Annotated in this window: 11 protein-coding genes and 1 tRNA gene; 9 read left to right on the top strand and 3 right to left on the bottom strand. The window is 61.2% G+C overall.

The features are described 5' to 3' along the window. Window positions 1-97: 97 nt before the first annotated feature. Both ACZM96_RS03780 and ACZM96_RS03775 read right to left on the bottom strand, forming a co-directional pair. A tRNA-Ala gene (locus tag ACZM96_RS03780) sits at window positions 98-173 on the bottom strand. A 198-nt stretch (window positions 174-371) separates the two neighbouring features. Then, on the bottom strand, window positions 372-1,553 hold the full coding sequence (locus tag ACZM96_RS03775) for a hypothetical protein (protein WP_489487458.1): 1,182 nt from the start codon (window positions 1,551-1,553) through the stop codon (window positions 372-374). 308 nt (window positions 1,554-1,861) lie between these two features. Between ACZM96_RS03775 and ACZM96_RS03770 the strand changes: the two genes are divergently transcribed. The 9 genes from ACZM96_RS03770 (at window position 1,862) to ACZM96_RS03730 (ending at window position 10,317) form a co-directional block, all read left to right on the top strand. Then, complete coding sequence (locus ACZM96_RS03770) at window positions 1,862-2,506, top strand: FadR/GntR family transcriptional regulator (RefSeq protein WP_489487456.1); 645 nt, start codon at window positions 1,862-1,864, stop codon at window positions 2,504-2,506. After that, the gene (locus tag ACZM96_RS03765) at window positions 2,503-2,832 is read left to right on the top strand and encodes a hypothetical protein (protein ID WP_489487454.1); all 330 of its coding nucleotides are present in this window, start codon (window positions 2,503-2,505) and stop codon (window positions 2,830-2,832) included. Before ACZM96_RS03770 ends, ACZM96_RS03765 begins: the two co-directional genes overlap by 4 nt. Window positions 2,833-2,847: 15 nt before the next feature. Next, entirely contained in the window at window positions 2,848-4,248 is a 1,401-nt protein-coding gene (locus tag ACZM96_RS03760; protein WP_489487452.1) for a hypothetical protein, read from the top strand. Between the two features lie 8 nt (window positions 4,249-4,256). Beyond that, window positions 4,257-5,408 carry a twin-arginine translocation signal domain-containing protein gene (locus ACZM96_RS03755; RefSeq protein WP_489487451.1) on the top strand — a complete coding sequence of 384 codons (1,152 nt, stop codon included), beginning with the start codon at window positions 4,257-4,259 and terminating at the stop codon, window positions 5,406-5,408. A 48-nt stretch (window positions 5,409-5,456) separates the two neighbouring features. Continuing rightward, a complete protein-coding gene (locus ACZM96_RS03750; protein ID WP_489487450.1) occupies window positions 5,457-7,190 on the top strand; it encodes a CobW family GTP-binding protein in 1,734 nt (577 codons plus the stop codon). A 75-nt stretch (window positions 7,191-7,265) separates the two neighbouring features. After that, window positions 7,266-7,850, top strand: a complete 585-nt coding sequence (locus ACZM96_RS03745) for a MotA/TolQ/ExbB proton channel family protein (protein WP_489487448.1) — start codon at window positions 7,266-7,268, stop codon at window positions 7,848-7,850. After that, window positions 7,850-8,263 carry an ExbD/TolR family protein gene (locus tag ACZM96_RS03740; protein WP_294485630.1) on the top strand — a complete coding sequence of 138 codons (414 nt, stop codon included), beginning with the start codon at window positions 7,850-7,852 and terminating at the stop codon, window positions 8,261-8,263. Before ACZM96_RS03745 ends, ACZM96_RS03740 begins: the two co-directional genes overlap by 1 nt. 4 nt (window positions 8,264-8,267) lie before the next feature. Further along, the gene (locus ACZM96_RS03735) at window positions 8,268-8,783 is read left to right on the top strand and encodes a TonB family protein (protein ID WP_489487447.1); all 516 of its coding nucleotides are present in this window, start codon (window positions 8,268-8,270) and stop codon (window positions 8,781-8,783) included. A 544-nt stretch (window positions 8,784-9,327) separates the two neighbouring features. After that, window positions 9,328-10,317, top strand: coding sequence for a metallophosphoesterase (locus ACZM96_RS03730; protein ID WP_489487445.1), 990 nt, complete (start codon window positions 9,328-9,330; stop codon window positions 10,315-10,317). Between the two features lie 53 nt (window positions 10,318-10,370). Here the strand turns inward: ACZM96_RS03730 and ACZM96_RS03725 are convergent, their stop codons facing one another. After that, window positions 10,371-11,939, bottom strand: coding sequence for a sigma-54 interaction domain-containing protein (locus ACZM96_RS03725; protein WP_489487443.1), 1,569 nt, complete (start codon window positions 11,937-11,939; stop codon window positions 10,371-10,373). Window positions 11,940-12,104 lie beyond the last annotated feature (165 nt).

The raw sequence follows: 12,104 nt of genomic DNA, 5'->3' as shown, positions 1-12,104 counted from the left end.
CTTCTTTTTCTTATAAAAACTGGCACAAAACTGGCACAACACGACAAGAATATAAAAAAAGGAGTTATGGCTTTATGCCATAACTCCTTGAAATTTCTGGTGGAGATGAAGAGAATTGAACTCTTGGCCTCTTGAATGCCATTCAAGCGCTCTCCCAACTGAGCTACATCCCCGTTGCGGAGTCATTTCTGCCAGAATGAGCCGCGATAGTCAAGAAAAAAATGCGCATTTTTCAGAAAAGGCCGCGGCGCGGACGGACGGCCCCCTGTTCGCGTCGCTTTCTCGGCAGCGCAGCGCGTCGTCGATTTGCCGCTCTCCGGCCTCCTGCGCGGTTTTACCGCTTCCGCCGTGCCGTATTCCGGCAGGCATCGTCAGGCGCGATCGGCGCGCCAGCGCGCCACCAGCGAGGCAAAAGGCTCGTAAAGCGCGCGGAACGGCGCTTCGCTCACGCCGCCGGGCGACGGCTGACTGAATGCAAAAATCAGCACGGCGTGCAGCCCTTCGGCCGAATAGAACGGCTTGGCGAAATACGAACGCACGCCGCAGGGAATGAACATGGCCCAGTCGATGGACTTGATGCTGTCGAGCGTGTCTTCCACAATGAGCGATTCCAGACTGAAACGCTCGATGTCCTGGGCGATGGTTCCCTCGTAGGCGTGCGCGGCTCCCCACTCCAGCGAGGCAAACAGCCGGCCCACGCCGTACACTTCCACCTTGCCCCGCGCAGACTGAATGTCGGAAAACATGAGCCCCTCCACGCCCGGACAGGCGGCAAGAAGCTCCTCCAGCCCATCCTGAAGAGAAAGCGGCGTGCTGCCCGGCTCCACGCTGGGCGACAGCGCGCAGGCGGCCGGAGCGTCGGGAATGTTGAGCAGCGCGATGCGCACGATGTCCGCGCCCGTGGAGCACGGCGACACGCGCACCTTCGAGCCGAGAATGCTCCCCGTGCCGCTGCGGAGCATGAGCGTTCCGGCCCAGATGCCGTCTTCCAGCGCCCGCCGGGAAGCCCCGAGCAGCGTTTCGCCCATCTCGCCGGGAGCAATGTCTTCGAGCATGAATTCCCCGCCGCCCCTGGCCGCGCCGTCGAAGAGCGTCTGCGCGGCCTCGTTGCAGGTGACGATTTCCTTCTGATCGAGACTGAGCACCAGCACGGGATATTCCGAGCCCCCAAGCGCCAGCTGACAGGTGCCCGCCGCGCCGTTGGCCACAAAGGTGGCGGGCAGCACCGAATCCTTGAGCATGCCGAAATACTTTCCCGCATCCTGCGGATCCGGCCAGCCCTGCAGAAGATAGGCCCGGTGCGGACTTCCCTCAAGCCGGAACGTCACCATGGCGGGCTGACGGCCCGTGACCATTTCCCAGAATTCGCCGATCAGCGTGTGATCCGATTTCATGACCGCGCGTCTGCGGAACTGCGCGTCCTTGAGAAGTCTCGACGTGTGCTCGCCGAGTGAAGGGAGCTTCCAGTCGTTCAGCAGCCGGATGCGCGAACGGCGATGTTCTATCTCCCACAACAAGCCGGGAAAACCTGACGCCCAAAGAGAGAAATCCATAGCGCGCCTCCGCGAAGTGCTGAAAGATGCCTTTTCACTCTACGGAAAAAAAGCCTCATTGTAAATTGGATAAACCACTTTTTCTCATTTGCCTGAAACAACGCGGCAATTCTCTAAAAATTCCTTGTCGACAATCTTTTTTAATGAGGAAAAACAGTAGTGGATGAACCATTATTTCATGTTTTTCCGCATTAACTCAAGGTATTATCATTTTTTTTCTTTTTTTCTGAAAAGCCTTGAGTCTTTTGGAGCAACAGCGCAAAACTAGTATCATGGATACAGGGCGAAATGACCGCGGGAGTTCGGGCATGAGCAAGCAGAAAATGATTGAGCAGCAGCTGGAACAGGCCCTCATGGAAGGTCGCTGGAAGCTGTTCGAGCGCCTGCCCGCCGAACGGCAGCTCGCCGAAGAGCTGCACGTGAACCGCACCACTCTGCGGGCCGCCATCAGCGCCCTTGCCGGACGCGGCATTCTCGAAACCACGCACGGCAGCGGCACGCGCGTGCGCGCTCTGCCTTCCGAGCATCCCGCGCAGTGCCCCCTCATCGACAGAATAGACGCCAGTCTGCTCATCATACCGTCCATCATCCGCGCCTCGTCGCTCGTCATCCGTCCCTCGCAGGTGCTCAGGCTCGAACGCATTCTGCCCGTAGCCGGCACGGCGCTGCGCAACGACGACATGAAGGGCTTCGCGCAGGCGAACATACAGTTCTTCATGGAAGCGGTGCGCTTCATCAACAACGCCAGCGTAAGTTCGGCGCTGGCCGCCTGTCTGCCCGACGGCAAGTCGCTGATACGGCTGTTCAACGCCTGCGACCTGCAGCAGAAGGAACAGGCGTTCGCGCATCTGGCAAGAATACTGAGCGCCGTGCGCCACGCCGACGCCGCCGACGCCGAAGCTGCGGCCGAGGCCTATTTTTCCACCCTCCGGACGCTGACGGAAAACTCATGAGCACGCGCAACGTCATAAGCCGGAAGGAATTTCTGCACGGAATATTTCGTTCCGTCGCAGCACAGGGCGATCCATCCTCCCCGCGGCAGGGAAACGGGGACGAGACCTCGCCGGAACCAGACTACCTGTCCATGCTGCCCCCCGAATTTTCGGGCGTCATGCTGGATTTGGAGGCTGCCAGACTCGGAGGTGACACCACAGGCATGTCGCGCAATGAAATGGCCGCGCTGGTCGTCAAGGCCATGTACGGCGAAGACGCCCTGAACGCTCAAGGGCGTAGGACCCCGGGCTCCGCTCAGGAGGAACAGCGGAAGCCCCCCGACTGAAACAAGGAGGAACCTATGTCTCAGGAACAGCTTCCTTATCTTGAAGAGCGCAAGCTCGTCAAAAGATGGAGAGGCCCCATCCCCGCGCTCATGAACCTGGCGTTCACGCTGCTGATTTTCGCGGTGACATGGTGGATCTTTCAGGATCCGCGCGGCATCATGCGCTTCTACACCCCCTACGTGGGCTACAACTACTGCCGCTGGTGGCTGATCATCCTCATCTGGATGGCTTACACCTTCGACTTCTGGCCCTTCAAGAAAGACTGGATCCGCAACGCCCATCCTCTGCAGAAGGGTCTTGTGCTGGCGCTCATTTCCGTCGGCACCATGATCTTCTTCATTCACGGATTCTTTGAAGCCGTGCTCGGCAACTTCGCCTTCGCCTACTTCAATCCCGATCAGCTCCAGAAGCTCGGACTCACCGAATTCTATTCCACCGAATACGCGGCGCAGGCCTGCATGATGTTCGCCGTCATCGCCTCCTGGATCAGCCCCGCCTGGGTGGTCGCCCTCGAAGGTCAGCCCTGGGCCAACGCCTCCCAGCCCGTGCGCGGCTTCAGCATCTGGCTCGGCACCTTCTGTCTCAGTCTCGTCATCTACTTCATGACCATGCACAACCACATGGGCATCCTGTATTATCCCTGGCAGTACTTCACGGCCATCTGCCCGCCCTACTGGGAAGACTTCGCGCAGACCGTGTCCGCCAACTTCCACGTGGCCTGGATCATGTGCTGCACCGTGGTGGTGTGGTTCGTGGAAGGCATCTGGGAACGGTATCCCTTCACCATGATAAAGCGCGACTGGCCCCGCCGCATCGCGCTGTTCGTGGGCATCATCGTCATCGCCTGGGCGCTGTGCCTGTTCTTCTGGTACATGCAGGAACTCGTGTGGGGTGACGCCATCCGCGGTCACCGTCGCGACGCCGCTCCCGACTGGCGCTGGCTGCACGTGGGCGAAACCGCCATCTTCTTCCTCGTGCCCGCCCTCTTCGTCCAGTTCTACTGCGAAAACTGGCCTACCAGGTTCAGCACTCCCGTCAACATTCTCATCCGCACCGGCCTCGTCATCGTGGGCGGCATCGTGCTCTACTGCCTGTACTATCAGTACGCCCACTTCATTCTCGGCACGCAGAAGGGCTTCTCTCATCCGCAGCAGTTCCCCATGATTCCCACCATCTGGCTCATCGACATCTGGCTCATCAACTGGTGGTTCATGGACGGCTGGCCCGGATGGCGGCGCGAATTCAAGACCGCTGAAGAACTCGCCGCAGAAAAGCGCCACATCGAAGTGGATCACGCATGGAGCCCCGCCATGAAGCCCGGCCTGCTGTTCGGCATTCTCGTCGGCGTGGCCCTGTACTTCCTCATCGTCTGGCTGCTGCCCATCTGTAGCGCAACCTTCACTCTGGTGAAGTAGGAGTTCTTATGAACAGACGCGAATTTCTCAAAGGCGCATCTCTCGGCATCGGTGTCGGCGCGCTCGGAGCCATGGGGCTCTATTCCTATACACCCATGCGCAGGGCCTTCCTGCCCAAGGTTGAACGCAACATGGCCGATTTCGGCGTGTGCAAGTCGGTGAAGGTGACCAACATTTCGGAAACCAGCTGGTTCGACAACGGCATCTTCATGAAGAACGTCACCGGCGCGGGCGGCCTGCTCGTGGATCAGTACACCTACAACTGGGCGCCCTTCGGCAACGGCAAGGGCATAGGCAAGGGCACCTACGACGAAGGCATGGCCAAGATCAAGCCCTATCTTCAGAAGGGGCAGCTTCACGAAGCCTGGGCCATCGCCAAGGAAAACTCCGTGGACGCCGACAACGCGGGCGGCTTCTCCTGCCTCGTGGAAATCGAGGCCATGGACGGCACCAAGACCAAGTATCTGTTCGACTGCGGCTGGAACTACGACTGGATGGAGGAAAGCTTCAAGCGCGAAGGCATAGACAACATGCTCGCCAACGGCGAAATTGCCGGATTCATTCAGACGCACGAACACATGGATCACTACTGGGCCTTCCCCGTGGTGGCCAAGTATGCCCCCAACATCCACGTGTACACGCCGAACACCTTCTATCCGCAGGGCAAGCAGTACCTCAAGGATTCCGGCCACGTGGGCGAATGGACCGAGGTCAAGAAGGGGCTGTATCCGCTGCAGCCGGGCGTTGCGCTGTATCAGTTTGAATGCCCCATCATCTTCAAGGTGTACGGCGAAATGTCGCTGTACTGCAACGTGAAGGACGTGGGCCTTGTGAGCATCACGGGCTGCTGCCATCAGGGCATCATTCTGTTTGCCGACACGGCCTACAAGGAACTCAAGTACGAAAACGACAAGTTCTACGGCCTCTACGGCGGTCTGCACATCTCCCCGTTCGACGACTGGGATCCCAAGTACGACGACCTCGTCATCGGCCTGAAGAAGTGGAATCTCCAGCGCGTGGGCTGCAATCACTGCACGGGCCTCATCACGGCGCAGAAGTTCGTCGACGCCGGATACCCGGTGGTGAAGGGCACGGCGCGCTTCCGCTCCAAGACGACAAACTACCTGGGCAACGGCGACATCATCACCTTCCCCGGGTAAAACCTTCGACCGGAGCGCGCGAAAGCGCGCTCCGGCGCAGGATCGGCCATGAAACTGGAAAGCATTCTTCCCCGGGCCCTCGGCGACAGCGATTCCGACTGCGCCAGCATCTTCACGTCGCTGGTCATGGCCGCCCACTTTGAACGCACAAGGGCGCGGGCTCTCGGCTGGCGCGGCGTGCGGCCCTGCGCCTCCAGCCATCCGGCGTGGACGTACCGCGTCGCCGGTTCGGAAAACGTGTTCGGGCTGCGCTTCGACGGTGAAACCCGGGACGAAACTCCCGGCCGCGTTCCGTGTCTTCGCGGCTACTTCAGCCTCTACGTCTTTCCCCCGGCACAATCTCCGCTGCTGGACGTCTTTCCGCTCGACGCCCTGCGCTTCGCCCTCTCCCCGGACTACGAACACGCCGTCCGGGAATTTTCCGGCAGCGAAAGGGAACTTCTTCCCTTCCTGCTCGGTCAGCTCCGCCTCGACGTGTCCCTCGCGGGCGACGCGCTGGCCCTGACACTCGAAGCTCCGGCCAGGCACCGCGTCATCGCCGCCGACGGCATTGCCGCGGAAGACGGCTGGCTGGTGCGTCCGGGTGAGCCGGAATGCGACGTGCCCGCCTTCAGCCTCTTTCTGCGGCTCTTCGCCGTCCTCGCCTGCACGGCGGAGCAGGCGCTCGGCGAAAAGGCCGCGGTCTCCCGCGGAGCCGCCGCCGTGGCGCGCCGTCTCTTCCACGCCGATGGGAGCATGGAGGACGCCGACGAGAAGGAATATCTTCTCAACATCGCCGCCGCCTTCGGGCCGTCCCTGGCTCTGGACGGAGAGCGCCTTCGTCTCCTGCAGGGCATTCCCGCAAAACACCGGCCGGAGGAGCTCGAAAAGCTCGACCGCCCCGTGCTGCACGTGCTCACGGGCTTTCTCGGCGCGGGCAAGACCACGTTTCTGCGCCGCTGGCTGGACTTTCTGCACGGCCGGGAGCGCTACACCGGGGTCATTCAGAACGAATTCGGCAAGGTGGAGCTCGACGCCGCGCTCATGAAGGGCGACACGCTCGTGGAGGCCCTGGACGAAGGGTGCGTGTGCTGCTCTCTGGCCGACAGTCTGCGCCCCGGCCTTGAACGCATCATTGCGGCCATGCCCGCCGAACAGTTCGTTCTCGAAACCACGGGACTCGCCAATCCCGACAACATCATGGAGGCGCTCGGCGGCCTGCGCGATCTCGTCGAGCCCGGGCTCGTCATCACCGTGGCCGACGCCCTTGATCTGGCCGGAAAAGGCCGCGAAAACGAACATCCCGAAGACTCGGGCATCCGGCAGGCGCAGCTGCGCCGGGCCGACGTCATCATTCTCAACAAAAGCGAAATGATTTCCTCCGAGGCGCTTGAGGCGCTTGCCGGACGGCTTCGGGCGCTCAACGGCAAGGCGCTCATTCTGCCCGCGCACTACGGCAGCATTCCCTTCGCCGAGCTGGACGCGTGGATAGACGCCCACGGAAAAACGCGTCTGCCCTCCCACGCGCCGAGACTTGCGCACATGGGCGAGCGCGCCGTCACGCACGCCGACGAAGGCTTCGAAGCCAAAGCCCTGACCTTCGAAGGGCCGGTTTCCGCCGAAGATCTGGAAGCCGTGCTGCGCGACGCCGGACCGGGGCTTTGCCGGGCCAAGGGCATCATTTCCATTGCCGGACAGGGCGCGTGCGTCGTACAATACGCCGCAGGACAGCTTGAAATAACGCCGGCTCCCGGAGAAGAGACCAGCGATCTCGCGATCATAGGCTCCGGGCTCAGGATCTGACGGATCCGACATTTCCGGCGCGACGCTTCGCGCCGCCCTCCGCCGACGCAGGCGGACATACGCGAGGAGAGGCCCATGGACATACTGCTGATGGGCGGCTGGATGATGTGGCCGCTGACCCTGATTTCCATCACGGCGACGGCCATCATCGTGGAGCGCCTGCTGCTCTTCTCCTCGTTCCGCTTTCCTCCGCGCAACGCGCCCGCGCTGCTTGAAGAGGCGGTGCGCGGCAACCGCGCGCCCCTGCTCGCGGAACTGGAAAACGTGGAGCGTCTGCGCCGCTTCGCCTCCCTGCTTTCGGCAGACGGCCCGGGAAAGGAGGCCGCGCTGCGCATCGAGGGCGAGGCAGTGGTGAAGGCGCTGGAAGCGCGTCTTCCGCTGCTTTCCATTCTGGCGCGGCTCGCGCCGCTCATGGGCCTGCTCGGCACGGTGCTCGGCATGATCGAAACCTTTTCCGAAATCGCGAACGCGCAGGCGGGCGTCAACATGAATCAACTCGCCGGAGGCATCTGGCAGGCGCTCATCACCACGGCGGCGGGACTCATCATCGCCATTCCGTCGCTGTTTTTCCTGCACTATTTTCAAACGCGCGTGCAGCAGGCGGCCGAGGCCCTGTCGGAAACGGCCAACGCCGTGCTCGCCTCGGAGGGTGACGGCTGATGATCAATCTGCGCCCGCGCAAAAGCCCCGATACCGACATCGACCTCACGCCCGTGATGGACGTGATCTTCATTCTGCTCATCTTTTTTATTGTGGCTTCGGCCTTTGCCGTGCGGGGGCTCGACATCGACCTGCCCCCCGCGCAGTCGAGCCGGGCACTCTCGGGCAAGGTGGTGGAAGTGCGCCTTGAGGAGGACGGCAGCTTCTTCTGCGACGGCGTGCCCGTGGAGCGGGAATTTCTGCGCTACAAACTGCAGGACATCGTGCGCGGCTTCCGCAAGGAACCGGGACAGCTCGTGCTCAAGGCCAGCCCCAAGGCTCCGGTGGAAGCGCTCGTCTTCGTGGTGGACGAAGTGCGCATGCTCGGCGGAGAAAAACTCATGGTGGCCACCTCGCGACCGGAAGAAAGGTAACGGCATGACGGACGGCGAACGACTCTGGACGGGCATTGCGCTGTCGCTTTTTCTGCACTTTTCCCTCACGCTCATTCACGCCTCGCCGCAGGAAGAAGCCCCGGCCTTCCGCGCGGTGCTGGAAATGGAAAGCGAATCCACCCTCGCCCGCAGCGGCTCGCTGCCCGGCACCGGCCTTCAGGCTTCCGCGGAAAGCGACAGGGAAGAAGCGGAAAAGCTCGACCGCAAACGGCGCATCTACCTGCGCTATCTCGACGACGTGGACAACGCCGTTCACGCCCGGAGGCTCGACGCCGGCAACACCTCGCTCATAGGCGTGGCGCTGTGCGCCTTCACCATCGCGGCCGACGGCACCTTTCACGACGCGCGCATCGTCGTTTCCTCGGGCAGGCCGGAACTCGACGCCTCAGCCCTTCGCGCCGTCGCCGCCGCAAGCGGCGTCGTCCGCCGACCGGACATTCTGGGAACGGACCCCATCCACGTTTCCCTGTCCGTCAAATATCAATACGGTCTGCAATGACCGCGTCTTCCTCCGGCGACCGTTCCGGACGGGACGGTTCCCTTCCGCACGCTCCCCGTCGTTCCCTGCCGACCGGGGAGCGTGTCCTGCAACGCCTCCGCCATTTCCCGATTCCGGCGCCGCCTTGTTCACAACGCGGCCGATCATCGTTTCCCTGAAAACGGCGCTCCCCATCTTCGGAAAGCGCCGTTTTTTCATCTTGGCAAACGCCGAAGCCGCCGCATCCCCGCGCATGTCCGAAAGCGCGACGCCGGTGCTTCTCCCCCAACGCTCCGAACTTTTTCCGGCGTTACCATATCTCCATACTGCCGACATCATGGCTTCATGATTCTGATGCTCAATACGCAGCGAGGGCAAGTTCCTTCAGGACGGGACGTTTCATGTAGTCTACAAGTCCTGCGATGCCGACGCTCTGCGTACTCCGGAAAGAAGGTCCGATTGCAGAACGCGACGGCCGGGCCCGCCTGAAGGTCGCCTTCCCTTCAAATTAAAACAAAAAAATTTCGTCATACAGGACAACAACGTCAATCATGGGAGACCAAGCATGGCAAACAACATTGCCCGCCGCGACATTCTGAAGATGGGCATGGCCGCCACGGCCTGCGCCGCCGTCGGCATTCTGACCGGAGCATCCGCCGCCGAAGCCAAGGACGAAAAGCGTCTGCTCAAGGCCGGCATCATCACCGACATGCACAGAACCACCAAGGCCGACAGCACCACCCGCGTGTACTCCGCCTCCATGAACAAGATGAAAGTCTTCATCGACGCCATGAAGAAGGAAAAGCCCGCCTTCATCATCGAGCTCGGCGACTTCGTGGACACCCTCGCCCCGGGCACCGATCCCGCCGCCAACCTCCGCGAAATAGAATCCCTGTTCACCTCGTTCGGCGGCCCCGCCTATCACGTGCTCGGCAACCATGACTTCGACAATCTCAAAAGAGAAGCCTTCCTTTCCGGCGTGACCAACACCGGCATCGAGCAGGGCAAGACCTACTACTCCTATGACGCGGGCGGCGTTCACTGCATCGTGCTCGACGCCGACTACACGCCCGGCAAGTTCCGTCCCTACGACATGAACACCCCGGAAGACACCTTCTGGACCTGGGTGGACACCATCATTCCCCCGCAGGAGCTGGAATGGCTCAAGGCCGATCTCGGCAAGACCGACAAGCCGGTGCTCGTGTTCAGCCATCAGACGCTCGACCGCGTGGACACGCAGGATCACAACATCAAGAACGCCTCGGCCGTGCGCGCCGTGCTGGAAGAAAGCGGCAAGGTGCTGGCCGTGATTTCCGGTCACGATCATCAGGGCGGCTATTCCAACATCAAGGGCATTCACTACGTGGTGCTCAACGGCAACGTGGGCGTGAACGACTACCGCACCTGGGACGTCACCAGCGCGGAAAAGGGCCTCGACATCCACAAGGACAATCAGTTCTGCATTCTGGAAGTCACCAGAAAGGGCAAGACCTACAAGCTCAATTTTGAAGGCCGCGGCCGTCAGCCCAGCTACTGTCTGGAAAGAACCCTCTGATTCTCTGCGGAAGCTTCGCGCTTCCGCCTCCCTCGCTCTCCCCGCCGCAGACTTCAGGGCTCCGTTTTCTCCGTGGAAACGGAGCCTTCGTCGTCATCAAGAAGCCCCATGTGACGCATGCGCGAACGCAGCGTGGTGTAGTGGATATCCAGCAGGCTCGTGGCCGAATCCGTGCCCGTCAGCTTGCCGCCGCAATGCTCCAGCACCTCGCGGATGTAGCGTTCCTCCATCTCGCGGAGCGTGGGCCACTCGTCCCGACGGCGCAGCGTCCGCTCACTCCCGCCCTGCTGCTCCGACAAAGGATCGGGCAGGGAAATGATCTCAAAATGCACGCTCTTCGCCGCGGATTCCAGACTGAATTTAATCAGCGCCCGTTCCACGGTGTGTTCCAGCTCGCGCACGTTGCCCGGCCAGCCGTAGCGCAGCAGCGCGCGCATTTCTTCTTCCGGCACGTGCGGCAGGTAGGGCAGACCGAGCCTGTGCGCCTTCATCTGCATGAAGTGCTCCACAAGAATGGGAATGTCGTCGCGCCTCTCCCGCAGCGGCGGCACGGCAATGGGCAGCACCGAGAGCCGATACCACAGATCCCGGCGGAAGCGCCCCTCCACCACCTTGCGCGGCAGATCGTCGTGCGTGGCGGCAATGATGCGCACGTTCACCGGAATTTCCCTGGCCGCGCCCACGCGCCGGACCATCCCCGTGTCGAGCACGCGCAGAAGACGCACCTGCGACGACAGCGACATGTCGCCTATTTCATCCAGAAACAGCGTGCCGCCGTCCGCCATTTCAAAGTAGCCCGCCTTGGTTCCCGCCGCGCCGGTGAACGATCCCTTTTCGTGCCCGAACAGTTCGCTGTCCACCAGCTCTTCCGGAATGGCTCCGCAGTTCACCTTGATGAACGGCTCGCCCCGCCGCGCCGAGGTCTGCTGAATGGCGTCGGCCACAGCTTCCTTGCCGGAGCCGGTTTCGCCCAGAATCAGCACGGTGGCGTCGCTGCGGGCCACCTTTTCCACAATCTGCCGCACGCGCACCAGTCCGGGGCTGAGACTGAGCTTGTCCATGCCCGTGACCTCGCACTTCGCCGGCGGCCGCGCGCCGTGCAGCTTCATGTCCGACAGATTGATGCGCAGCTCTTCGGCAAGCGGCTTCAGAAGACGCGACAAGGCCCGCAGATCGCTCTGCGTGAAGGTTCCCTTTTCGTCCGACCAGAAGTTGATGAGAAACACGCTCGTGCTGTTGGCAAAGAGCGGCAGCCGCAGCATGGAGACGTGATGCAGGTAGGGCATGTCGGTCCACTGCGGATTGCTGAGCACTTCGGGATCGTGCTGATAGGGAGAAAGATCGCCCACAATGATGGGCGAGGCGATCATCTCGCTCATAATCAGCGGACGCGCTCTTGCGGAACCGGCGGACTTGTTGGAAACGCTCACGGTGCTGGTGTCGGCCATGTTGACGATGTACCGGGCGTCCTTGTCGCAATAGATCGTGTTGATGCGCACCACGGGCAGCCTGCCCCGCAGAAAGTCGTGCAGATAGAGAAGCACGTGCCTGAGGCCGCCCATGCGGTACATGACCAGGCAGGATTTTGCCGCCGTTTCCGAATAAAATCCCGAATCGCCCATATTGTTCCTCCCCTCCGGAAAACATGTCAATTTCGCTTAGTGTTTATAGCATAAACATGCTGTTTTTACAATAAATTAAAAGCGATGCTATCACATAACTATTTGTAATTACAAAATATTATAACATGGCATGGTTATTGCTAATTAAATAACAAGCAAGCTTTC

Source organism: Mailhella sp. (assembly GCF_057866825.1).
This window is presented reverse-complemented; position numbering and strand designations above follow the sequence as displayed.

What these genes read in the sequence shown, in the direction of transcription:
- ACZM96_RS03775 (WP_489487458.1), bottom strand. Translation starts at nt 1,553, where the DNA reads ATGGATTTCTCTCTTTGGGCGTCAGGTTTTCCCGGCTTGTTGTGGGAG.
- ACZM96_RS03770 (WP_489487456.1), top strand. Translation starts at nt 1,862, where the DNA reads ATGAGCAAGCAGAAAATGATTGAGCAGCAGCTGGAACAGGCCCTCATG.
- ACZM96_RS03765 (WP_489487454.1), top strand. Translation starts at nt 2,503, where the DNA reads ATGAGCACGCGCAACGTCATAAGCCGGAAGGAATTTCTGCACGGAATA.
- ACZM96_RS03760 (WP_489487452.1), top strand. Translation starts at nt 2,848, where the DNA reads ATGTCTCAGGAACAGCTTCCTTATCTTGAAGAGCGCAAGCTCGTCAAA.
- ACZM96_RS03755 (WP_489487451.1), top strand. Translation starts at nt 4,257, where the DNA reads ATGAACAGACGCGAATTTCTCAAAGGCGCATCTCTCGGCATCGGTGTC.
- ACZM96_RS03750 (WP_489487450.1), top strand. Translation starts at nt 5,457, where the DNA reads ATGAAACTGGAAAGCATTCTTCCCCGGGCCCTCGGCGACAGCGATTCC.
- ACZM96_RS03745 (WP_489487448.1), top strand. Translation starts at nt 7,266, where the DNA reads ATGGACATACTGCTGATGGGCGGCTGGATGATGTGGCCGCTGACCCTG.
- ACZM96_RS03740 (WP_294485630.1), top strand. Translation starts at nt 7,850, where the DNA reads ATGATCAATCTGCGCCCGCGCAAAAGCCCCGATACCGACATCGACCTC.
- ACZM96_RS03735 (WP_489487447.1), top strand. Translation starts at nt 8,268, where the DNA reads ATGACGGACGGCGAACGACTCTGGACGGGCATTGCGCTGTCGCTTTTT.
- ACZM96_RS03730 (WP_489487445.1), top strand. Translation starts at nt 9,328, where the DNA reads ATGGCAAACAACATTGCCCGCCGCGACATTCTGAAGATGGGCATGGCC.
- ACZM96_RS03725 (WP_489487443.1), bottom strand. Translation starts at nt 11,939, where the DNA reads ATGGGCGATTCGGGATTTTATTCGGAAACGGCGGCAAAATCCTGCCTG.